Annotated in this window: 15 protein-coding genes; all 15 read left to right on the plus strand. The window is 52.9% G+C overall.

What is annotated here, in order from left to right; translation table 11 throughout:
• The first annotated feature begins 338 nt into the window (after positions 1-338).
• The 15 genes from ACYVK4_RS02705 to ACYVK4_RS02775 all read left to right on the plus strand — a co-directional run bounded on the left by ACYVK4_RS02705 (position 339) and on the right by ACYVK4_RS02775 (position 24,874).
• Positions 339-953, plus strand: coding sequence for a hypothetical protein (locus ACYVK4_RS02705; RefSeq protein ID WP_461125948.1), 615 nt, complete (start codon positions 339-341; stop codon positions 951-953).
• A gap of 75 nt (positions 954-1,028) precedes the next feature.
• The gene (locus ACYVK4_RS02710; RefSeq protein WP_461125949.1) at positions 1,029-3,416 is read left to right on the plus strand and encodes an ABC transporter permease; all 2,388 of its coding nucleotides are present in this window, start codon (positions 1,029-1,031) and stop codon (positions 3,414-3,416) included.
• Between the two features lie 220 nt (positions 3,417-3,636).
• Positions 3,637-6,024: an ABC transporter permease gene (locus ACYVK4_RS02715; RefSeq protein WP_461125950.1), complete on the plus strand. Its 2,388-nt coding sequence runs from the start codon at positions 3,637-3,639 to the stop codon at positions 6,022-6,024.
• Between the two features lie 85 nt (positions 6,025-6,109).
• Positions 6,110-8,536, plus strand: coding sequence for an ABC transporter permease (locus tag ACYVK4_RS02720; RefSeq protein WP_461125951.1), 2,427 nt, complete (start codon positions 6,110-6,112; stop codon positions 8,534-8,536).
• Positions 8,537-8,648: 112 nt separating this feature from the next.
• Positions 8,649-11,096 carry an ABC transporter permease gene (locus ACYVK4_RS02725; protein WP_461125952.1) on the plus strand — a complete coding sequence of 816 codons (2,448 nt, stop codon included), beginning with the start codon at positions 8,649-8,651 and terminating at the stop codon, positions 11,094-11,096.
• Positions 11,097-11,502: 406 nt separating this feature from the next.
• Positions 11,503-14,448 carry a SusC/RagA family TonB-linked outer membrane protein gene (locus ACYVK4_RS02730; protein WP_461126650.1) on the plus strand — a complete coding sequence of 982 codons (2,946 nt, stop codon included), beginning with the start codon at positions 11,503-11,505 and terminating at the stop codon, positions 14,446-14,448.
• A gap of 13 nt (positions 14,449-14,461) precedes the next feature.
• A complete protein-coding gene (locus tag ACYVK4_RS02735) occupies positions 14,462-16,147 on the plus strand; it encodes a RagB/SusD family nutrient uptake outer membrane protein (RefSeq protein ID WP_461125953.1) in 1,686 nt (561 codons plus the stop codon).
• A gap of 256 nt (positions 16,148-16,403) precedes the next feature.
• A complete protein-coding gene (locus ACYVK4_RS02740) occupies positions 16,404-16,985 on the plus strand; it encodes a hypothetical protein (RefSeq protein WP_461125954.1) in 582 nt (193 codons plus the stop codon).
• Positions 16,986-17,275: 290 nt separating this feature from the next.
• Positions 17,276-17,821 carry an RNA polymerase sigma factor gene (locus ACYVK4_RS02745; protein WP_461126651.1) on the plus strand — a complete coding sequence of 182 codons (546 nt, stop codon included), beginning with the start codon at positions 17,276-17,278 and terminating at the stop codon, positions 17,819-17,821.
• Complete coding sequence (locus tag ACYVK4_RS02750; RefSeq protein ID WP_461125955.1) at positions 17,796-18,635, plus strand: zf-HC2 domain-containing protein; 840 nt, start codon at positions 17,796-17,798, stop codon at positions 18,633-18,635. The genes ACYVK4_RS02745 and ACYVK4_RS02750 overlap by 26 nt, the downstream gene beginning before the upstream one ends.
• A 133-nt stretch (positions 18,636-18,768) precedes the next feature.
• Positions 18,769-19,635 (plus strand): DUF4097 family beta strand repeat-containing protein, encoded by an 867-nt coding sequence (locus ACYVK4_RS02755; RefSeq protein ID WP_461125956.1) that lies wholly within the window; start codon positions 18,769-18,771, stop codon positions 19,633-19,635.
• Positions 19,635-20,477, plus strand: coding sequence for a DUF4097 family beta strand repeat-containing protein (locus ACYVK4_RS02760; RefSeq protein WP_461125957.1), 843 nt, complete (start codon positions 19,635-19,637; stop codon positions 20,475-20,477). Before ACYVK4_RS02755 ends, ACYVK4_RS02760 begins: the two co-directional genes overlap by 1 nt.
• Before the next feature lie 5 nt (positions 20,478-20,482).
• On the plus strand, positions 20,483-21,976 hold the full coding sequence (locus tag ACYVK4_RS02765) for a serine hydrolase (RefSeq protein ID WP_461125958.1): 1,494 nt from the start codon (positions 20,483-20,485) through the stop codon (positions 21,974-21,976).
• A gap of 48 nt (positions 21,977-22,024) precedes the next feature.
• Positions 22,025-23,497: a serine hydrolase gene (locus tag ACYVK4_RS02770; protein WP_461125959.1), complete on the plus strand. Its 1,473-nt coding sequence runs from the start codon at positions 22,025-22,027 to the stop codon at positions 23,495-23,497.
• A 204-nt stretch (positions 23,498-23,701) separates the two neighbouring features.
• The gene (locus ACYVK4_RS02775) at positions 23,702-24,874 is read left to right on the plus strand and encodes a serine hydrolase domain-containing protein (RefSeq protein WP_461125960.1); all 1,173 of its coding nucleotides are present in this window, start codon (positions 23,702-23,704) and stop codon (positions 24,872-24,874) included.
• The last annotated feature ends 33 nt before the right edge of the window (positions 24,875-24,907 follow it).

The raw sequence follows: 24,907 nt of genomic DNA on the forward strand, positions 1-24,907 counted from the left end.
AGCCTTCATTGCCGCTCCCGGCAAACGGCGGCTCAACCTGGTTATGCACGATCTTGAGCTGGGCCGGGATACCTACGTCGAGCGGCCCGGCTATTGTCTGGCCTAAGACCTAGCCATACTGGATGTTGTCGTTGAGGAGTACGATGCCATTTTATTGCTGGGTGGCCTTGTTCCCGAATACCGCTGTATCAGTTACTGGTTCCGCCAATACGTGAGATCAAACGACCAACGAACTAATTTTTCTCCTCTCTTCCTTCAATCAACGCAACGTACCAAAGAAATAGGTGTCTGTTAGGTAGTTGGTCCATCTACAATAAACCATAAACTGAACAGCGCACATGAGAACTTTCGTAACAACATTACTTGCCCTGACGACCTCGCTGGTTATGGCCCAGCGCAACACCTCCATCAGCCGCAGCATCAACGACGATGGGAAGACACTGTCCATTCGCATCAACGGCACCGTGGAGGACAAACCGATTGACTATGACCGCACATTCGATGTATCCGGCTTAAATAAAGACGAACGGAACGCCCTGCGTGAACACATTCTTGACTCCTTACATGTCGGTATGCGCGAGCCGGTCAGAATGCATGCCGCACCCCGCGCTCCGTTGGCTCCCCGTGCTCCACTGGCACCTACTCCACCACAGATTAATTCGCTCAGACAGCCCGGCGAGTCGGTGTCGGTTATTACCACCGATGGGCAAACCGTTTCCGTATCCGGCAATGACAACCAGGTGGTGGCTGTAGGTGGCAAACAGCCTTATACAAAAGAGGTACGCTACAATGCTGAATCAGGGAAGCTGTACCTGCGCTACCGGTTCAAGAAAGATGACGACGACTTCACCTACGAACGCACCATCGACGCGCCGGATAAATCCCAGCAGGAGCGGCAACGGATCATTGATGACATCGAGAAGACGATAGGCGTCCCTAAGGTCAGTCGATAACGCGTTTCCTTTCCCACCGTCGATGTCAACGGGTGGCAAATCAACTACCTAACTCTACCCTACGCCCTTACTCCTATGCTCCTCAACTACTTAAAAATCGCCTGGCGGAATCTCCGGAAAGATAAATTCTACAGCCTGATCAACATTCTGGGGCTGACCATTGGGGTTACCTGCGGGTTGCTATTGCTGCTCTACGTAACGGACGAACTGAGCTACGACCGCTATCATGCCAATGCCTCGCAGATCTACCGCATCGTTTCGCACATTACCGAGCCGGACAAAGTCAACCGCTGGAGCAGTACGCAGCCACCGTTAGTTAAAACGCTGAAGCAGGATTACCCGTTTATCAAAAATTACGTCCGGTTCTTTCCCTACGGGCGGGTTATGTTCCGGCAGGGCGAGAAACGATTTTACGAAGACAATGTCTACGCGGCCGACTCCACCGTATTCGATGTGTTCAGTTACAAATTCATTGAAGGCGATGCCAAAACGGCGCTAGATCAGCCGGGTAGTGTGGTATTGACGCAAAAGGCTGCTCAGAAATTTTTTGGCTCCCGAACGGCGCTGGGGCAGTCGCTCCAGACGAACGACACGACCTTTTATAAAGTAACGGGCGTGCTGGAAGATGTGCCGAAGAATTCCCAATTCACGTTCAATGCCTTACTGTCTACGGGTCAGAATGAACGGAGCCAAGCCACCAACTGGGGCGGTTTTTACATACTCAGCTACCTGGTTCTGCCCGATAACTTCGACACGAAGATTCTCGAAAGCAAGTTTCCGCAGGTTTATGACAAATACATAGGTCCGATTTTCAAGCGAATGGGAATTAAGGTCAGTTATGAGTTACAGCCGCTGACCCGCATTCACCTTTACTCGAACCTCGAAGGCGAGTCCAACGGAAACATCGGCTACGTGTACACCTTCAGTGCCGTGGCATTTTTCATGCTGCTGCTGGCCAGTATCAACTACATGAATCTGGCGACGGCCCGCTCGGCCAAACGCGCGAAGGAAGTAGGGCTGCGGAAGGTGATGGGCTCCCTAAGAAGCCGACTGATGGCGCAGTTTCTGACCGAATCGGTCCTGATGACGGTGCTGGCCTTGGGCGCCAGTTTACTTTTAGTCGTCATATTACTGCCTTTTTTCAATTCCGTTTCGGGAAAGGACATACGGTATGGCGAATTACTGCGTCCCGGTTTCCTGCTTATCGGTCTGGCAATTGTCGTCTTTACGGGGTTCATCAGTGGCAGCTATCCGGCCTTTTATTTGTCGGCTTTCGAACCGGCGGCCGTGCTGAAGGGATCGTTCAATGCCAAAGGCGGGAGCTTTTTCCGGAAAGCATTGGTGGTATCTCAATTTGCCATCTCGCTGATCATGCTGATCTGCACTTGGATCGTGTATAAGCAACTCAACTTCATGCGAAACCATGATCTGGGCTACGATCAGGAGCAGGTGTTGACCATCGACTACCAGGACCGGCAGCCAAGAGGCCGTTTCAATGCGTTGAAGAATACCTTACTCGCCAACCCCAACATCCGGGAGGTAGCTACCGCGTCGGCACCGGCCAGCAACATCGGTGGCCGGGTCATTTTCACCGTCGAGTCCAATACGGGCTTGAAAGAAATGGGCTTCAAGCCCATGAGCGTCGATTACACCTACCTGAAAACGATGGGCATGAAACTGATGAGTGGTCGTGATTTCTCCGAGAAAACCCCGTCCGACACGCTCAACTCGGTCATTATCAATCAGGCCGTAGTGGAGCGGATGGGTTGGAAAGAGCCACTGGGCAAAAAATTTATGCTGGGCGGCCTCCCTCAGGCGGGCCAGCCCGCTCCCCCAACGGCGCAGGTGATAGGCGTCGTAAAGGACTTTCATCAGCAGTCACTTTACAACCCTATCGAACCCCTGGTCATGCTGTGCCGGCAGGCAAATGGCGTCGTTCATATAAAAGTACAGGCAAAGAATGTCGACCAAACCGTTGCCTTCATCGGGCAGAAATGGCGTGAGACCTATCCCGACCGGCTGTTTGAATACCGTTTTCTGGATCAGGATTTTGAATCGGCTTACCAGGCCGATGAACTTCGCGGACGTATTTTCACGACCTTCTCGGCCCTGACTATTCTCATTGCCTGCCTGGGCCTGTTCGGTCTGGCAACCTTCACGACGGAACAGCGTATAAAGGAGATCGGGGTGCGGAAGGTGTTGGGGGCGTCGGTATCGAGCGTGGTGGTACTGCTGTCCAAAGACTTCACCAGGCTGGTATTGTTCTCCTTCCCCATCGCTATTCCAATTGCCTGGTATTCGATGTACACATGGCTGCAAAATTTCCCGTACAAGACCGACATCGGTGTGTGGGTTTTTGTGCTGGCCTGTTTGCTCACCCTGCTCATTTGCTGGCTGACGGTCATCTACCAAAGTATAAAAGCCGCCCTAATGAATCCGGTGAAATCGTTACGATCAGAATAGCGGCATTAACGGATAACGGGTATCAACGTGGTAGAGACAACGCGTGCGTTGTCTCTACGGATAAACCACCCTGTCCGCAACTGAACACAATCTTGTCCAGTTTCGGACATCGCCTGTTTAAACAAATTGCAGCCATTTGACTATCAATTAGTTGGCTTTATGGTACAACTTTTGGCATATACCTAATATCTATTTTAGCCTGAACTATCTCTGCTCGTATATGCTACGCAACTACCTTAAAATCGCTTTCCGGAATCTGTGGAAAAACCGGCTGTTCAGCGTGTTGAATATTGTGGGCATGGGCGTGGGTATTGCCGCCGTTGGCCTGATGGTTTTATATGTATGGCACGAGCTGAGTTACGACCGTTTTCACGCCAACGCCAACCGGATTTTCCGGGTCGTTCATTACGCACAATGGGCGGGGGGTAACCTGCAACTGGCGCCCACATCGGCTCCGTTTGCCGACGCGTTGAAAAACGATCATCCCGAGATCGAGAAAACGGTTCGTCTGAACCCGGAAGGGGGCGGCTTGATCACCTACAAGGACAAGAAAATCGAAGCCAACGACATCATGTTCGCCGATGCCTCGGTATTCGATGTCTTTACGCTACCAGTTCTGTACGGCAATCCGGCCACGGCCCTAACGCAACCCCAGCGTATTGTTCTGACTAAAAGCCTGGCTGAAAAGCTGTTTGGCGATCCGGCTAAAGCCATTGGTAAGACGGTTGAATTCAGCAATAATTTTCCCAACACGGTAACGGGCGTCATCGCCGATGTGCCAACTAATTCGCATATACAATTCAGTGCCCTGCGCTCGCTGCCCACCAACTATACCAACGGCTGGCAGAGTTTCGATCTGTACACCTACGTGCTGCTCAACAAAGGCAGCGACGCCAAAACACTGGAGGCCAAGTTAACGGGCTTCTTTCCCAAATACCTGAAAAAGGAAATGGGCGATGTGACGTACCGCATGGAGCTTCAGCCACTGCCGTCCATTCACCTGCATTCGCATCTGGACTACGAAGCCGGGGCCAACGGTAACAGCCAGACCGTTTATATTTTCGCACTGGTAGCCGCCCTGATTCTGCTCATCGCGGGCATCAACTACGTGAACTTGTACACCGTCCGGTCTATGAGTCGCCTGCGCGAAGTGGGCGTTCGGAAGGCGATTGGCTCCCACCGCAGTCAGCTGATGGGGCAGTTTGTTGCGGAATCGATGTTGATGGCGTTGCTGGCCAGTGTGGTCGGGGTGGTGTTTGCGAACATGGCTTTACCGCTGTTCAACGAATTGGCCGATAAGTCATTGTCTCTGACGACCTATGGCCCCTGGCTGATGCTCGGCGTGGTGGGTCTGTTTGCCGTGTTGCTGGGTGCCGGAAGCGGCCTTTATCCGGCCCTGTTTCTGTCGGGTTTCCGAACGGTCGTCGCGCTGAAAGGGCAAACGAGCAGTAGGGTTGGTGGCATCGGATTCAGGAAAGCACTGGTTGTTTTTCAGTTTGTAGCCGCCGTAGGGTTGATCGCCTGTTCGTGGGTTATTTACCGGCAGATGGGCTACGTGATGCACAAAGACCTGGGATTCAACAAAGATCAGGTGCTGACGTTCCACCTGGAAAGCGAAGCCCCCCGAAAACAGATTCAGTCGCTGAAAGAAGAATTACGAAAAAGCCCGCTCATCGAAGCGGTGTCGGCGGCCAGCAACCCCATTGGCAACAACAACATCGGTACGAAAGGGATGATCTTCGAAAAGAACGGCGTCATGCCCACTGAGACACAGGTCGTTCAAAAATTCGCGGTCGACGCCGACTACCTGAACACGCTACAGATCAAGCTGCTGGAAGGGCGCAATTTCTCGGCCTCATCTCAGGCTGATGTGACGGGGGCGGTGCTGGTCAACGAAGCACTGGTGAAGGAAATGGGCTGGAAAAACCCCGTCGGGAAACGCGTCAAATCCTATGTCAGCCTGGACAAAGCCGTTGAATCGCAGGTGGTTGGTGTTGTGAAGGACTTTCACACCTACTCACTTCAGCACAAAATAGAACCGCTGGTGTTGCAGATTCCGGCACCCGAAGATCAGGACAACTTGTATATCCGTATCCGGGCCGGGCAAACGGCAGAAGCGCTCGCCTATATCAAAACGGTTTACCAGCAATTTGACCCGGCCGCCAGTCCAGGTTTTCATTTTCTGGATGAGAATTTTTCCCGCCAGTACAAAGCCGAACAGAAACAGGGGCAATTACTGCTTACCTTCACTATTCTGGCCGTGCTGATTGCTTGTTTGGGCTTGTTCGGTCTGGCAGCTCTGGCAGCAGAAGCCCGCACCAAAGAGATTGGCGTTCGTAAAGTACTGGGAGCTTCGGTGGTGAGTATTGTCACGCTGCTCTCCCAAGATTTCCTGAAACTGGTCGTCATAGCCATTGTAATTGCCACACCGCTGGCTTGGTACGCCATGAATCAGTGGTTGCAGAGTTTCGCCTATAAAATCAATATCGAATGGTGGGTTTTCGCGCTGGCCGGTCTATTGGCGGTAGGTATCGCCCTGATGACGGTCGGTTTCCAAAGCGTGAAAGCTGCCCTGATGGATCCCGTGAAAAGTTTAAAAACGGAATAGAGGGAGGAGGGGAAGAAAGGGGAAATAGCCAGCCCTTACTTTCTTTTCCCCTCCCTCTTATTCCTTTCATTCCTTTGCTCCTCCCATGTTACAAAGCTACTTTACTACCGCCTTCCGCGCCCTGAAGCGCAACTGGAATTATACCGTTATCAATAGCATTGGGCTCACCTTCGGGCTGGCGTGCTGTTTGTTGCTGTTCCTTGCCATTCGATATGAACTTAGCTACGACCAGCACCACGCCAACGCCGACCGGACGTATCGGCTTATCACCTTTGACAGGACATCGACGGATGAGGGGCGCAATACAGGTGTTCCTCTGCCGGCGCTGGCAGCTCTTCGCGCCGATTTTCCTCAGTTAAAAGATCAGCTGACAATGGTCTATGAGTTGTATGGAGCCCTGGTACGCGTTAATGACACGAAAGCCGCGAAGTTTCAGGAAGAAACCGGGGTCGTCACATTTGTTGAACCGGCCTTTTTCAAGGTGTTCGATTACCAGTGGAGCAAAGGCGATCCGGCTACGGCGGTCAACAACCCAAACACGGTGGTCCTATCGGAGCGGATGGCGCGTAAGTATTTTGGCGATGCGGACCCCATCGGCAAATCCATTCGAATCGAGAACAAACTGGATTTCGTCGTGACGGGTGTGGTGCAAAATCCACCCGCCACCAGCAGCGTGCCGTTTGAGGTACTGCTTTCGTTTGCGTCGCTAAAACAATACGGAGCCAATGGGGGGTGGGACGACTGGAAGTCGACCTACAGCGGGGCCCAGTTGTACATGACCTTACCCGAAAACCTGGCTTCGGCGCAACTGGAACGGCAGTTCGTCCCCTTTGTTAAAAAGTACATGGACCCGGAGCAATCCAAAGTCCTGCAATACGAACTGCAACCCCTGACCAACATCCATTTCGATGACCGCACGGGTAACTCGGCCAACCGGACCGTCAGCAAGAAAATGATTATGGCCATGGGGTTGATTGGCCTGTTCATTCTGATTACGGCTTGTGTCAACTTCATCAATCTGGCCACGGCCCAGGCCATTCGACGGGCGAAAGAAGTGGGCGTCCGGAAGGTTCTGGGTAGTTCACGCGGGCAGTTGGTGCGGCAGTTTCTGGGCGAAACGGGTCTGCTGACAGGCGTAGCCGTTGGGCTGGCCTTCGCCGTTGCTTACGTATCGCTGCCTTATGCGGCTGAACTCCTCGACATTAAAGCCACTGCCCTGGTGTTATTCGACCCGTCGGTGGTGGGTTTTGTGGTATTGCTGGCAATGCTGACAACGGTGCTGGCGGGCTTTTATCCAGCACTGGTTTTATCGGGTTACCAGCCTGTGGTGGCCCTGCGCGGCAAGATTCGCCTGGCTGGCAGTAGCCAGTTAACCCTTCGGCGGGGTCTGATCGTGTTTCAGTTTGCCATTTCGCAGATGCTGATTATCGGTACGATCATCGCCTATAGCCAGATGAAGTATGTTCGTACGGCCGATCTGGGTTATAACAAAGACGCCGTGCTGACCGTCAATATTCCCGAACAGACTCCGGGTAAACTGGAAACGCTGAAAGCCAGTCTGGCCGCTTTGCCTAACGTAAAATCGCTGAGTTATGGCATTTCGATACCCTCTTCGGATGGCAACTGGTGGACGAGTTTTCGGTACGAAAATGCGGAGAAAGATGCCGACTTCGGTATTGTGATGCGCTTTGCCGATACGGCATACCTCAATACCTACGGCCTGAAACTAATTGCCGGTCAACTGTTCCAACCCGGCGATACAGCGCGGGATGTGGTGGTCAATGAATCGTTCGTCAGGAAAGTAGGCCTGCGCGACCCCCAGCAAATTCTCGGCAAGTACATCACGCTGGGTGGGCGTTCGTTTGCCAAAAAACAGATCGTTGGCGTTGTGAAAGATTTCAACACGTTCTCCCTCCATCAGCTAACGAACCCCAGTGTACTCACCAACCGACGCGATGCGTACCACGTGCTCGGCATCAAACTATCGACTCAACAGGGCGGTACCGAAGCCATTCGTCAGCTCATCAGTGAGGTCGAACGAAACTGGAATACTACTTTCCCGGATTTCGTTTTTAAGTACGAGTTCCTGGACCAGACGCTGGCAAGTTTCTACAAAAGTGAAGAGCGCATGTATTCGCTCTTCCGGTTGCTGGCAGGCATTGCCATTTTCATCGGCTGTCTGGGGCTGTATGGCGTGGTGGCGTTCATGGCCGAATCGCGAACGAAAGAGGTTGGTATCCGAAAAGCACTGGGCGCTTCGACCACGCACATTTTTGGGTTGTTCTCCATTGATTTCGTGAAGCTTGTCTTGATTGCGCTGGTCATTGCCTCGCCGGTAGCCGGGTATTTCATGAACAAGTGGCTGGCCGATTTCCCCTATAAAATTGACATCGAATGGTGGATGTTCGTGCTGGCGGGTGTGCTGGCGGTTGGCATTGCGTTGTTGACGGTGAGTTTTCAAAGCGTAAAAGCCGCCATGATGGATCCGGTAAAATCCCTGCGATCAGAATAAAAAGGAGGAAAGGGAGGATGGAGGAAAGGGACGAGAGGGGATTGCTGACGCCAGCCCCGCTACGCTTCCTTTCCTCCATCCTCCCTTTCCTCCCCTTTCTTCCCTTCTAATCATGCTAATCAACTACCTAAAAATCACCCTGCGCACGTTGCGAAAAAACCGGGTGTTCTCGCTGATCAACATCGCCGGGCTGGCCCTGGGCATTGCGGCTTTTGTGTTCATTCTGGAATATGTGGCCTACGAACGGAGTGTCAACGGGTTTCATAAAAACCTGCCCTCGCTGTACCGGATGCTGACGCAAACCCGCGAGGGCGATGTGTTGAGTGATATGGCTCCGGCAGTAGGCCCGCTGGCGAAACAGCAGTTCCCGGAGGTAACCGAATTCTGCCGCGTTGGCGATCATTCGGCCAATGGTATTGTCAGTTTTACCAATGGCAGCAATAGCCAATCGGCTCAGTCATTTCGGGAAGATAAACTGGCCTATGCCGACGCTAATTTCTTTACGCTCTTCACCTTTCCCCTGGTTCAGGGAACGGCAGCATCAGCACTGGCGCGACCCAATACGGTAGCGCTGTCGCAGGCGCAGGCCCGGAAATATTTTGGCGATAAAAAACCGCTGGGTCAGACCTTAACGCTCAATAACCAGTTTGGCAAGACACTCTACACCGTTTCGGCGGTGTATGCCGATATGCCCCAGAACTCCGACATGGTTTACGATGCGGTCTTTTCGCTGGTAACATTGGCGAACCCCGCCAACCTCAATGGCAATGACTGGGCGCGACTCGATGGTTTCGATGGTAATTACCTGACAACCTTTCTGAAACTAGCCGACGAAGCACCGGGCATACCCGCTAATTATACCGCACTGGCGGCTAAGATCAACGCCTACAGCAAGAAAGTAGCACCTGAGAGCGAGGATGTATTTTTGGTGCAACCCGCTACTAATATGCACTTAGCGGCATCCCTCAGCGACAGCTACCCGACCACCGGTAGCCTGGGATTTGTGTATCTGCTGAGCGGCATTGCCGGTCTGATTTTACTGATTGCGTGGTTTAACTACGTCAACCTATCAACAGCGGGCGCGTTGAAACGGGCCAAAGAAGTGGGTGTTCGAAAGGTGATTGGAGCTGCCCCGCAACAGCTCATTGTACAATTTCTGGGCGAGTCGTTATTGTTAAATCTTGTTGGCTTCGGGCTGGCACTGGTGCTGGTCGCTTCGTTGCAGAACGCCTTCAACACCTTTGTGCAAAAAGAGTTGTCGCTGACGATACTCAACGAAAATGGTTTCTGGCTGGTCGGGTTAGCGATGCTGGTTATCGGAGCTGTGGCTTCGGGCGGGTATGTCGCGTTCACGCTAACCTCGTTTCAACCAATCAAAACCCTCAAGGGTGCTTATCAGGCCGGCAAAGGCGGATGGCTGCGTAAAACGCTGGTCGTCGCACAGTTCAGCGCATCGGTGGCGCTGGTCATTGCCACATTGGTGCTGTACCGGCAGTTGCAATTCATGCAGAACAAAGACCTCGGTGTCCGGCTGGCGCAGCGGGTGGTGATCAAGCGGCCAGAAATTGGCGACGGCCCTTTTGCGCCTAAAACAACGATGCTGGAAGATCAACTGGCACAACTGCCCTATGTCAAAAGCTTCTCGCAAACGACCATCGTGCCGGGCAACTTCTACAACTTCACGGCCAACGGCATCACCAAACAGAACCCGCGTATCGGCGATGAGAAGAAAGGCTATTCAATGGGCATCATTGACGACCGCTTCCTGAAAACCTATGAAATAGGGTTGGCGGCAGGTCGCAACTTCACGATGCGCGAAGCCGAACTGGGTTGGGAGAAGAGCGGCAAACTTATGATCAACGAAACGGCAGCCAGGCAACTGGGTTTTGCCTCGCCCGCGCAGGCCGTTGGCAAGATCATTAACTGGGGACAACCCTACGAACTCGTTGGCGTGGTGAAAGACTACCATCATCAGGGCTTACAAAAAGCCATCGAGCCGGTCATTTTCATGCCCCGCCGGTCGACCAGCGATCTGACAATTCAATTAACAACGGATAATATTCAGGCGAAGCTGGCCGAACTGGAACGACTTTACAAAGCCAGTTACCCCGGTAACCCCTTTGAACTTTACTTCGTCGACGCCAATTATAATAAACAGTACCAGAGCGAGCAGCAGTACGGCCGGGTATTTACGATCGCGTCGGCGTTGGCCATCTTCATTGCCTGTTTGGGCCTGTTCGGGCTGGCAGCCTTCACCACCGAGCAACGCACCAAAGAGATCGGCGTTCGTAAAGTGCTGGGTGCCTCGGTCACGAGTATTGTCACGCTGCTTTCTAAAGATTTCCTGAAACTGGTTACTATCGCTATCCTGATTGCTTCGCCCATAGCGTGGTGGGCCATGAACCGCTGGCTACAGAACTTCGAATACAAGATTGACATCGAATGGTGGATGTTCGTGCTGGCGGGTACATTGGCCGTAGGCATCGCCCTATTGACCGTAAGTTTTCAAAGCATTAAAGCCGCATTGATGAACCCGGTGAAGTCCCTGCGATCGGAATAATATGAGGAGTGAGGAGCCATCTGAACGGCTGGTATTATAAAGGCTGAACATGACCGTTCAGCCTTTTCTATTTATTACGTATGTCAAATCGGCCCTGTTGGACAACGGACGGGGCCGCCCTGTAAAGAACAATTTCTTAACATAGCCATCCTCCCCTCAGCGTATCCACTAAGTAGAAATCGGCATCGGGCTGATTTTCTTAGGAATATAAATTACGAACACTAAGGTGCTTATTACTAAAATATTAAAGTGAGTACCTGTTTTTGTAAGTAATTTTATTAATAGTACTATTGTCTCTTACCTGTTCACTAATTCAGTTTCTATGAATCATTTTTACACGGCTCCTCCTCCACTTAAATTTCTGTTCACAACCTGTCTGCTCATCGCTCTGGCGATTCAGAGCCCCATGGCTTCGGCGCACAGCCTGAAGGCATCGCCACGAAAAACGGCCGACATCGTCGTGAAAGGACGGGTGAAAGACGCCCTGACCAACGAAGCCCTCACAGGTTGCACCATCGTGATTAAAGGCAGTCAGCGGGGTACCTCGACCGATGCCAATGGTAACTATTCCATTTCCGTACCCGATGAGCGGGCGACGCTGGTTATCGGATTTATTGGCTACGAAAAGCAGGAGATCGTCGTGGGCAATCGCTCCGTCATCGACGTCGAGCTGAAAGCCGAAGCTTCCGAACTCTCGCAGGTTGTCGTTATCGGCTACGGTAGTGCTGCCAAAAAGGACATGACCGGCTCGGTAAAATCCCTGAAGGCAACCGAATTTAACAAAGGCATCATCAACTCGCCCGAGCAGCTGTTGCAGGGTAAAGTGGCCGGGGTGAACGTCACCTCCGCAACGGGTGAGCCGGGCGGTGCGCAGTCGATCACCATTCGCGGACCGGGTGGCGTTCGGACGGGCAGTACACCTCTTTTTGTACTCGACGGCCTGGCGCTGGACAACTCAAACACAGCCGGTGGTACGCCCATTAACCCTCTCAACTTCCTGAACCCACAAGACATCGAGTCGATCGACGTATTGAAAGATGCCTCAGCAACGGCTATTTACGGATCTCGCGGAGCCAACGGCGTAGTGCTGATCACCACCAAAAAGGGTAAGTCGGGCACGTCGACACTCAACTATTCGACCAGTTACGGGATTTCTACCCTGGCGCGTCCACTGCCCGTATTCTCGGCCGATGAATACCGCAAACAGGTGCCACTCGTGGGCGGTGTTCTCGATGATCTGAAAGGCAACACCGACTGGCAGAAGGAAATTACCCGGACGGCTTACACCAAAAACCATAACCTGTCATTGGGTGGCGGCTCGGAGAAGACGACCTATTACGGCTCCTTTGGCTTGCAGAATCAGGATGGTATTTTGAAAGGCAGCCAGATGGACCGCTACACGGGCCGTATCAACGTGTCGCAAAAGTTACTGGAAGATCGGCTGACCATTGATGTTAATCTCAGTGCGTCCTACACCAACAATGAGCGCCCTCCAATTGAAGGCATGCTCGGCAGCGCGCTATCCAATAACCCGACTTATCCCGCCTATGATGCCCTCGGCAATCCGGCCCAGTACCAGTCGATCAGCAACCCGCTGAAAGCGCTGCAGCTGAACCAGGACATCACCAAGATCACCCGGATTGTCGGCAGCATTTCGCCTTCGTTCAAAATCACTAACGGACTGGTCTATAAACTGAACTTTGGTATCGACAATTCGAGTTCGACACGGGATCTGCAATCGTTACCCAACGCGGTACCCTTTCAGGATGGCCGACTGGAGACGAACAATACGTATAACAACAACCGGTTGATTGAGAACTACCTGACGTACACCCTCAACAAAGGCGATCATAACCTGACGGCTTTGGCGGGGCATTCCTACCAGAAGTTCAGCCTGCAGGGCCGGGCATACAGCATCAACAAGTTCCCGATTTCAGACATTCTGCCGATCTATAACCCCGGTCTGGGCCAGGAGCTTACGCTAACGAACAACAAACCAACGGGATATGCTGTCCTTAACGAGCTGCAATCGTTCTTCGGGCGTGTCAACTACCAGTTCAAGGACAAGTACCTGCTGACAGCCACCGTCCGGGCGGATGGTTCCTCGAAGTTCGGGTCGAATAATAAATACGGTATTTTCCCTTCGTTCTCAGCGGGATGGCGTTTGTCGGAAGAAGAATTCATGAAGTCGTCACCGTTTAGCGACCTCAAACTTCGCGCAGGCTGGGGCCGGACGGGTAACCAGGAAATCCCGTCGAAAATCACCCAGGCCCTGTTCACCTCGCAGGTGTCGGCAGCCACCAGCTACCCATTGGCAGCTACAGGCCCTTATCCGGCGGGAACGTCCTACTCCCGACTGGCCAACCCCGATATCCAGTGGGAAGCGTCGAACCAGACCGATATAGGCCTTGATTTCGCCCTGTTCAATGGCGCCATTTCCGGCGGCATCGACTATTTCCGGAAAGTATCCAGCAATATCCTGCTTGAAGTGATTCCGGCCGATCCCGTTCAGCCCGCCGGTACTTTCTGGACCAATGTGCCCAATATGACCATCACCAACAAAGGACTTGAACTGGAACTGATGTACCATTACACGGCCAAAAGTGGTTTCCGGCTGGACGTGGGTGGCAACGTTACGTTCATCGACAACATCGTGAACAACTCGCCTTACTCGGTTATCCCATCGGGGTCAGCATCGGGCTCGGGCCTGACATCGGCTACGATTAATGGCTATTTGAACGGCCAGCCTATCGGTTCGTTCTTCCTGAAAGAGTTCACCGGCTTCGATGACAAGGGGCTGAGCACCTACCGCGATGCCGATGGCGACGGACTGGTAACGGATAAAGACCGGATTGCGGCTGGTAGTGCGCTGCCAACCAAGCAATTTAACTTTAACGCCAATGCCGCGTTTAAGGGATTCGATCTGTCGGCTAACTTCAACGGCGTATCAGGCAACAAGCTGTACGACAACACCGCCAACTCGAACTTCTACAAGCTGCGTCTGTCGAAAGGCATCAATACAACACCAGAGGCCGTTGCGAACGCCAATGAGTCGGTCAACAATGCGGCTCCCGTATCAACACGTTACTTGAAGCCCGGCGCGTTCTTCCGGCTCAATAACCTCTCGCTGGGCTATAACATCAACACGAAGGCATTAGGCATCAAGCGCTGGGTTCCCGGATTACGGCTTTCCGTAACGGGCCAGAATCTGTTCGTGATCACCAAGTACGACGGCTACGACCCGGAAGTGAACACCGACCGGCAAATCAACGGCATCTCGTCCTACGGTATTGATTACCTGAGCTATCCCAAAGCAAGATCTATCGTTTTTGGTTTGAACCTGACGCTCTAATCCGCAAAACATCATGAAGACAAGACTATCAATTTTGCTGACTCTGGTTGGCATTCTGTTCATAAATGGTTGTACCAATCTGAACGAGGTTATCCTGGACGAAACATCGGCCACGGGGCTTTCTGACAAGCAGGCCGCCGATGGAATCATTGCGCCGGTGTACGCCCGCCTGCCGGATATTTTCCTGCACACGAACTACTTCACGCTTCAGGAGATCTCCTCCGACGAAGCTATCCTGCCCTACCGGGGCGGCACTGACTGGGGCGACAATGGCATTTACATTGCCATGCACCAGCACACGCACACCAGCACCGACCCGAACATCCGCAGCACCTGGGGCTTTATCCTGCAGGGTCTGTCGCGGTCTATTACGGCCATCAACGCCCTGCCAACAAACAAAGACGCGTCGGCCAAAACGTATCTGGCCGAAGCACGGGGCATGCGGGCCTACTACAACATGCTCGCCTTCGACCTGTTCGGGGTTGTTTTCGTAAAAGATGACCTGGGCGCAACGTCGGTCGTTCTGCGCAGTTCAGAGGCTCTCGATTATCTGATGAAGGAGTTCCTGGCCGTTGAGCCGAATCTGGAAACAACGGTTGGTCCCGGTCGCTTGACCAAAGGCGCTGTGTGGGGTCTGCTGGCGCGGTTATACCTCAACGCCGGTGTGTATCGCGATCGTTATGCCGCTACGTTCACCTTCGCTCCGGCCGATATGGACAAGGTGATCGAGTATTGCGACAAGATCATCAACTCAGGTCAATATGCGTTGTCGAATGATTTCTTTTCGATCTTCGGTTCGGCTAACCACGACAACAAGGAATTGATTTTCGCCGTCGACCAGCGGGCCGACCTCAATGGGCACAACCGCATGGCCTACTTCTCCATATCGGGCGACCAGTTTCCGATTCCGGCCTATCCAAACGCCAACGGTACTGACGGGCCGGCCATTACGCCCGACTATTACCGGACCTGGGTAAACGCCTACGCGCCGAAAGACCCATCGGTCGATCCACGTTTTTACAAGCAGAACCTGACGATCTACGCCAACCCCGCCGATTCATGCGTTGCCGAAGCGGATTTCAATATCAACCGGGGTATTCTGCGCGGTCAGCAATACGGATTAATTCGGAGGAATGGGGTTTTCCTGAAATGTCCGGACGGAAAATTCAAAGTCGGTAAACTCTTCCACGATACCCGCAACAAGCCCACGCTGGCCGTTGACTTCACCGAACAGGTCGATTACACCGTAGCCGGCAGCAACTACAATACCGGCTATCGGGTCGAGAAATATGAGTTCAGCAAGAAATCGGTGAGCGGTCGTAACTTCGGTGAAGCCGACATTATTATCCTTCGTCTGGCCGATGTTTACCTGATGCGGGCCGAAGCCAAACTCCGCAAAAGTGGCGATGCCGCCAGTGCACTTGCCGACGTGAACATCGTTCGGGCCGCCCGGAACATAACGACACCTCCCCCACCGCTCACAGCCATGACCCTCGATCTGCTATTCCGCGAGCGGGGTTTCGAGTTATACTGGGAGATGGTTCGTCGGACGGATATGATTCGTTTTGGCAAATACGAAGGGACCTGGATTGAAAAGACCAATACCGACAAGCAGAAACGGATTTTCCCGATTCCGCAAACGGCTATCGACGGCGCGTCGAACCTGCCGGGGTATCTGGTACAGAACCCCAGTTATTAACCGAAATAAATAGGAACGCGGATTACACGGATCGGGCGGATTAACACGGATAAATAATCTGTGTTAATCCGCCCGATCTGTGTAATCCGAGTTCCTATTCGTTCATTGTCCGCAGCCGTACAAAAATTGTCCGATATTGGACAATAACCGACTTCACCATATAACAACTCACTAACAGACAATAACTTACACAACTGGCACGAAGATGGATACCGTAAATTTACTTACCTGATCTATCATTCATTTTGCCGATTTTATGAAAACGCTCTTTACTCTGTTACTGCTCACGGTTGGTTTCAGCGCGTTGGCACAACGGTCGTCCAGCAAACACGTTACGACCGATGGTCGGCAGCTTCGTATTCGCGTTGACATTGAGCAGCCCGGCCGCTCGGTCCATTACCGTCGTTCGTTCGACGTGGTGGATATGGATGATAAGGCGGTAAAAGCCCTTGAAACCCACATCATCGACTCGCTGGACCGCGCAGCGTCGGAGGATGCCTCGGTTGTTATGGTTGAGCAGAAGCGGGATACCTGGAATGACCGGAACGAAGAAAAAGAGCAGGCTGTTCAGGTATGGCGTTCGGAGAAAATCCGATATGATCGCATGGAAGCGCATGCGTCGTCGTCGCTTTCGCCGAGTGATGTAGCTCCGTTGTCGGTGCTGGTCAAAGAAGACAAAGAAAATGGTCGGCTCTGGATGCAGTACACCTTCGAGAAAGATGGCGAAGAACTGGTCATTGAGCGCACGGCCAATGTATTGGGTAAAACCGAGCGCGAAAAACAGGCGATCATCAAAGAGACCGAACGCAGCTTCGGTATCAAGACCGGCAATCAGTAAAAGGATCTGCCCTTATTAGAGACTTCTTTTCACCGTATGTTTTCCCTTCCTCTCAGGTCGCCTACGAAGCGACCTGTTTTTTTTTACCCCCAACCCCCTCCTAAAACAGGAGGGGACTAAACCGAAGGGTCGTCTTTTTAGAGTCCCCTCCTGTTTTAGGAGGAGGTTGGGGGTGGTAAATTACTTTTTTTCACATTTCCTGTAACCTTCCCGGATTCCCGCAGTTTCCAGTCCAAAATCCACCAAACCCACCCTTTAGCCGGTTGAACGCTCTGACAGATAACGCGCTCATGTTGCAGGTAAAAGCAGGCAATATGGATACGATGGGCCTGCTCTTCGAGCGGTACCATCGGCCTCTGTTCGGCTTTCTATTTCACATGACGGGTCAGCGGGAAGCCAGCGAAGATATGCTGCAGACGGTGTTCTACCGGATGCTCAAGTACCGCCATACCTTTACCGGCGATGGTGAGTTCCGAAGCTGGATGTATCACCTGGCCCGAAATGTACTGGTGGATCATAGCAAACAGAACAAGCGGTCAGCGCATCAGTATGACCTGGCCGAATTAGCGGACCGGATTGGTGGTGGATCAGCCGCCGATGAGCGACTACTGAAACAACAGGAAATGGATAGCCTCCATAACGCCATGGCGAAATTAAGCGCCGACCATCGGGAAGTGCTGGTATTGAGCCGCTTTCAGGAGTTGAAGTACGATGAGATTGCGCAGGTGCTGAATACGACGGAGGGCGCGGTGAAAGTGCGTGTACACCGCGCCATGAATGAATTGAAGAAAATTTACCAGACAATCGACCATGAACGGACAACCCATAAACTGTGAACAGACCAACGGGCAGCTAGCCGACTGGTTACGGAATCAGTTGCCTGATGCCGAACGGGCCCGCCTGGAAAATCACCTGGCTCAGTGCCCGGCCTGTGGGGCCGAAGCCGAATCAACGAAACAGCTTTGGCAGATGATGGACAACCTGCCTACACCGGAACCCAGCGAAACGGCCCGTATTCGTTTTCAGGCCATGCTCGATACGTATACCGATACCGTACAGACGCAGCAACGAAGTACGTTCGACGGGTTACTCAACAAACTACGGTCGTTTTTGGCTCCTCAATTCGCGGTTCGGCTGGCGTATAGCGTTGCGTTGTTGATGGTTGGCGTAGCGGCCGGATACTGGTTCCGCAATTCAAGCACCTCAACCGTAGCGATTCAGCAGCAGCAGATCGACACGCTCTCGAATCAGGTGCAGGACATGCGGCAGATGATGATGCTCTCGCTACTCGAAAATCCGGCGGCTTCCGAGCGACTTCGGGCGGTGAGCTATACGGAAGACATTTCGAACGTGGACAATAAAGTGGTGGACGCTCTCCTGACAACCCTCAACAACGACGATAACGTCAATGTGCGGCTAGTCACACTGGAAGCCCTCGCCAAACTAGCCGACAACGCAACGGTGCGCGAAGGGCTGGTCCAGTCGATTACCCGGCAGGAGTCGCCGTTGGTGCAATCCGCGCTGGCCGATGTGATGGTGAAGTTACAGGAGAAGCGATCCATCAAACCCCTCCGGCAACTGCTCCACGACGATAACCTGAACCATCTGGTCAAGGGCAAAATCGAACAAAGTATTAAGGACTTGTCATAAAATAAAGAGCGAAAGAGTGAAAGAGTGAAATCGGACCGCCGAAGCGGAGCGTCAGTCACCTATACCTTTCTCATCTTTCACTCTTTCTCATCTTTCACTCTTTCACTCTTTCGCTCTTTCACCTTATAAGCTTATGAAACGACTACTAATCCCCGCGCTGGCGGGGCTGGTGCTCTCGTGCGTCCAGTCGCCAGCTACCGCTCAGGAATCGAAGGAGCACATCCGTAAAGAATTTACGGTACCGAAAGCCGCCAGCAGCGTGCTGGCCATCTATAACATCAACGGCTTTATTAAAGTCGAAGGGTATTCGGGCGATAAGGTGGTGCTGGAAATTGACAAGTCTATTACGGCCAAAAGCAGTCAAGGCTTGGAGGTCGGCAAGAAAGAATTCCAGCTAAAAATCGAACAGCAGGGCGACAGCATCATCGCCTACATTGCTGAACCCTTCGATTCGCGGCCCCGGCGCAACTGGAATCGGGACCAGGACCGGAACCGGGATGATGACTATGATTTCACCCTCAACTTCACCGTGAAAGTACCGAATCGGATAAACCTCGTCGCGTCGACGGTTAATCGGGGCAATGTGTCAGTGAAGGATGTAGAAGGCAACCTGCGAGCGCGTAATGTGAACGGGGCCATTGCCCTTACGAACGTAAAGGGTACAACCGATGCCCACACCATCAACGGAAATCTCGACGTCGATTATGTAGCCAACCCTCCCGAAAACTCGTCGTATTATACCCTCAACGGGAATATTAACGTGAGCTACCCGGCTAATTTATCGGCTGACATGCAGTTCAAAACGTTCCAGGGCAAGTTTTATACCGACTTCCCCAACACGGAAGTACTGCCCGTGCAGGCCATCAAAACGACCCAGCAAACCGGTACAGGCACTGTCTACAAACTCAACAAAAACACCGCCATTCGCATTGGCAAAGGCGGCAAGACCTTCAAGTTCGAAACATTTAACGGCAACATTTACATTAAAAAACAATCCTGATGAACATGCATACAATCACCACCGTGCTCTTGCTTTTTAGCTTGTCTATGGCCCGTCCAGTAACCGCTCAGAACGACGTGAAGGAGCAGCTCGTTGTCCCGCTGAGCGACCCATCCAAACCCGGCAACCTGAAAGTAGGGCTCATCAACGGTTCCATCCACGTGATCGGTTATAGCGGCAAAGACGTCGTGATCGACATTACCGCCAGCCCCAAACGCGGACGACGCGACGACGAGGATGACCGTTCTGACCGGGCAGCCAACGGCATGAAACGCATTGCTACGGGCATGCCGCTCGATGTCAGTGCCGAAGAGAAAAACAATACCGTCAATGTGCACGCCAACACGATAAAGCAAACGGTCGACCTGACGATCAAAGTACCCCAACGCTTCTCGCTCAAGGTCAGCACCGTCAATAATGGCATCATTGAGGTTGAAAATGTGAGCGGAACACTGGAAGCAACGAACGTGAATGGCTACGTTCACCTGACAAATATTGCGGGCTCGGCAGTAGCCAGTACGGTAAACGGAGATCTGATAGCGACATTTAAATCCATTGATTCCGGTACGCCTATGGCTTTTTCGACACTCAACGGCAACGTCGACGTGACCTTCCCGTCCAGCGTGAAAGCAAACAGCAAACTCAAAACCGACCGGGGTGATATCTTCAGCGACTTCGATATCGACGTGGATAAAAACCAGCCTAAAGTGAACCGTACGAGTCAGTCGGGCATGTACCAGGTCAAGATTGACGAGTGGGTATACGGCAAAATCAACGGGGGTGGCCCGGAAGTCATGATGAAAAACATGAACGGGAATATTTACATCCGCAAAGCGAAGTAATCGGTATGGCTACGCATCCGCTTAGGCTGGCTATCTGCCTGTTCGAATTGGTAGCTGCGTCATTAACCTTCAGCTTCGGGCAAAACCGCCCCGCTCCGGCGGCTTCCTCTGTCGCCACGCAAAAAAAGGCGCATGCGCTCGACCGGTTTTTACGGGGTCAGATGGCGCAGCTTAAGATTCCCGGTATGCAGGTGGCCGTTGTACAGCATGGGCAGCTGGTGTTCAGCAGATCGTATGGGTTTGCCAACGTACAGGACTCCATTCCGGTAACGGGTAAAAGCATTTTTGCGATCAACTCCTGCACCAAAGCGTTTACGGGCGTGGCTATTATGCAACTGGTTGAAGAAGGCAAAGTGGATCTGGGTGCTCCCGTTTCCCGCTATCTCGACGGACTCCCGGCCACCTGGCAGCCCATAACGATTCGCCAGTTGTTGACCCATGTTTCGGGTTTGCCGGATATTCTTCGGGTGCTCGGTTCACCAGGACAGGATATCAGCGAGGAAACCGCCTGGGCTCAAACAAAGGCCATGCCGATGGATTTTCCAACGGGTGAGCAGTTTAGGTATAACCAAACCAACTACGCGCTACTGGGCAAAATCATCGACAAACTCCGGGATAAGCCGTTCGCCCAGGTATTCAGCGAACGACAGTTCAGGCTAGCCGGGCTGACAAATACCGGTTTTGGCGACTCCCGCGATGTGATACCGCATAAAGCTCCGTCCTACCGGTATATTTCCCGGCTGGATGGGCAGGTACTGAAACCGCCTAAGCTTACGCCCGCCTATGAGGAATTTCCGGCCTTCCGTCGGACCGCTTCGGGCATGAACAGCACTGCGGAGGATATGGCTCATTGGATCATTGCCTTGCAGCAGGGTAAACTGCTAAAAACGAAAGCGGCCCTCGATACGATGTGGACAGCGGGTCGATACAACAACGGTTCGCCTACGCAATGGGCGCTGGGTTGGGGACTGACTAAATTCCGACCCAAGCATAAGGCCGTAGGCATGTCGGGAGGTGGGCGATCGGCCTTTTTGGTCTATCCCGATGATGACCTGGCGGTTATCGTGTTGACGAATCTGGCGGGCTCTTCACCGGAGAATTTCCTTGAGGAAATCGCTGGGTACTACAACCCGGACATTCCGGCATCCGACCCGATTACGAGCCTTCGGCTACAGCTACAGAAACGCGGTTTCGAGCAGGCTATCCCGGTGGCGAACGAATTGAAAAAGCGAAACCTGCAGCCGAATGAAGACGAATTGAACGACTGGGCCTACCGCCTGATGAGCAGCGGCCAGACGAAAGAAGCCCTTGAGCTTTTCAAACTGAACGTCGACCTCTATCCCGAAAGCTGGAACGTCTACGACAGTCTGGCCGAAGGTTACGAGCGGCTGGGTAATTCGGCGCTGGCGGTCAAAAATTACACCCGCTCCCTGGCCCTGAACCCCGACAATAAAAATGCGGCCGGGCATCTGAAACGGCTGGCACCATCCAATAACTAATTGACACAACCCGCACCGGTTGTTTTTACATCCAACGTACTCTCCATCATGAACATACGCTTCCTGTTCGCTTGCTGCTTGCTGGCATTACCCGGTATAAGGACTTTCAGTCAACGTATCTCATCTACTGTCAGCAACCCGCCCGAAACCGCTATCCAGCAACTGGGAACGGCCTTCGTCCAGGAAAAGGCGCACGTGGGATTATCCATCGGGATTGTTCGGAATGGAAAGACATCGTTCTATACGTTCGGTACGACGGAGAAAGGTAAAAACGAATTGCCCACGCAACAGACCATTTATGAAATCGGGTCGATCAGCAAGACGTTTGGGGGTCTGCTGCTGGCGCGGGCCGTTGTCGACAAGCGCGTCCGGCTCGACGATGACATTCGAAACTACCTCGACGGCGATTACCCGAATCTGGCCTTTAACGGCCAACCCATTCGGCTGGTCAACCTGACCAACTGGACGTCGGAGCTACCGGATAACTTCCCGGATAAGCCCGACGCCTATAAGCAGGCGAACCCCGATTCCATTCCCTTCCTGATGGTGAACGGCCTACAGCACTACACCCGTCCCGACTTTTTCAATGACCTGCATAAGGTTACCCTCAGGGCGGCTCCCGGTCACAATCCCCGTCACTCCAACGTGGCGGCCCAATTGCTGGGGTATATTCTGGAGAAGATTTACCAAAAGCCTTTCGAGGAGTTGGTTGCCACGCAAATTGAACAACCCCTCGCCATGCGCAACACCTTTGGTTCGCCACAACCAGCGGATCAGTTTGCGATAGGCTACAGTGGAAATGGCGTCCAGATGCCAGCCTTTACGCTGAAAGCCATGCAGGCCGCCGGTGGCCTTCGCTATAGTGCAGCCGATTTGCTGAAGTATGCTGCGTATCAGTTGGATGAGCGCGACCCGGCCGTCAACTTAAGCCATCAACTGACCTGGGGCAGCCCCGACAGTCAGGCGTTTGGACTGAACTGGTTTCTGCACAAAACCATCGACAGCAAGCGACGGATCGAGCACTCGGGCGGTACGTTCGGCTTCGCCAGTTACTGCGACCTGTATCCCGATCAGAAAACGGCCCTTGTCCTGTTCGCTAACAACTCCGATCAATCAACCCAGGGGCAACTCGGCGAACTATCCGGTAAAATCATGGACGCGCTATTTGGTGAGCCAGCCGCCCTGACGGCCCTCAATGCCGAACTCAAAAAACAGGGATATGCACAGGCTCTTACCGTTGTGAAGGCCGTCCGAAAAAAACACCCGGAGTTATTTCTGAGTGAAGAGTATGTGAACATCTGGGGCTATACGCTGGCCGGTCAGGGAAAACTAAAGGAAGCGCTGGAGATTTTCAAGTTGAATGTCAGTCTGTACCCGAAAGGCTACAACACCTACGACAGCCTGGCTGAGACCTACGACCGCCTGGGGAACAGAGCATTAGCGATCAAAAACTACAAGCAGTCGCTGGCGCTGAACCCAAGAAATACGAATGCGATTGAGTATTTGAAGAAGGTTGAGTAAGTCCAAGCGGCCAGAGACTGTTTGAATTGGCTTTGTCTGGGCCAAGCTCTGGCTTGGCCGTTGCGAGCTGAAAAATAAGGCCAAGCCAGAGCTTGGCCCAGACAAAGCCAATTCAAACAGCTAGAAGCTGTTTGCGACAACTACCGACGCAACCTGTTTGCGCAAACCTGCATCTATTGACAAAACTCAAACCAGAAACTACCCATGAATGCCTGGCTTACCTCCGCACTGTTACTGCTGCCAACGGCCCTTGTTTACCCGAAACAGTCGCCGGTATTACCCGCGTTGCTGAAAAAGGCGTTGACGGATAATCCACTCAAAAACTCCGTCGACGCTGTTGTTGAACAGGCGGCACAACAGTTTATGTCAGTTCCGCAGGCTGTCGGACTATCGATTGGCATTGTCAGGGATGGGCGAACGTACGTGTACAACTACGGCACTGTCGAAAAAGGGAGCCAGCAACTCCCGACGGGTCAAACGATTTATCCGCTCGCATCCATCACCAAGACCTTTACAGGTTCGTTGCTGGCGCAGGCCGTCGTCGAAAAGAAGGTCGGGCTGGGCGATGATATTCGCAAATACCTGACGGGCAGTTACCCCAATCTGGCTTATCAGGGGCAACCCATCCGGCTTTTTCACCTCATCAATCACCGGTCGGGGCTACCGTTTCTGTTGCCCGATCGCCCGGACGCGTTTGCGGATACGAGCGTACCGTCGTCGGCCATTGCCACTGAGCTTTTGCAGAATTACAGCCGGAATGACTTTTTCAGCGACCTGCATACCGTGAAGCTCTCCAGTACGCCGGGGTCTACGTTCAACTACTCGAATGCGGGTGCTCAGTTACTGGGATACATTCTGGAGCGGATCTACAACATGCCGTTCGAGGAGCTTATCCGGGAGAAACTGACCCGGCCGCTGGCGATGCACGACACAAAAATTACCCTGACGTCCGCCGATCAGAGTCGGTTCGCGAAGGGCTACAACTGCAACGGTGTACTGATGCCCAATAGCCCCGATCAACTCCAGGGAGCCGGTGCCCTGAAATCGACCGTGGCCGACATGCTGACGTACATCCAATGGAACGTGGCCGAAGAGCATGAAGCGGCAAAACTGGCTCACCGGCCAACCTGGGGTGATGAAAACCGGTATTCGGCCGGATTGAACTGGCAGATACGCAACGTGTCCGGCTACCGGGCCATCTGGCAGGACGGCAACATTCCCGGTTTCAGCAGCTTATGCGTCAACTACCCCGAGCTGAACATGGGCATCGTCGTTTTCTCCAACGAGTGCGACCGCCAAACGGCTTTTCGAACCACCACCCTGGCCAACCAGATTGCCAAAACCCTCGACGAGCGGGCAGTTATGCTGCCGAATTGACGGAGTTCTTTTCATTGCCCTTCAGGGGCACAA

It is taken from the genome of Spirosoma aerophilum (assembly GCF_054782495.1).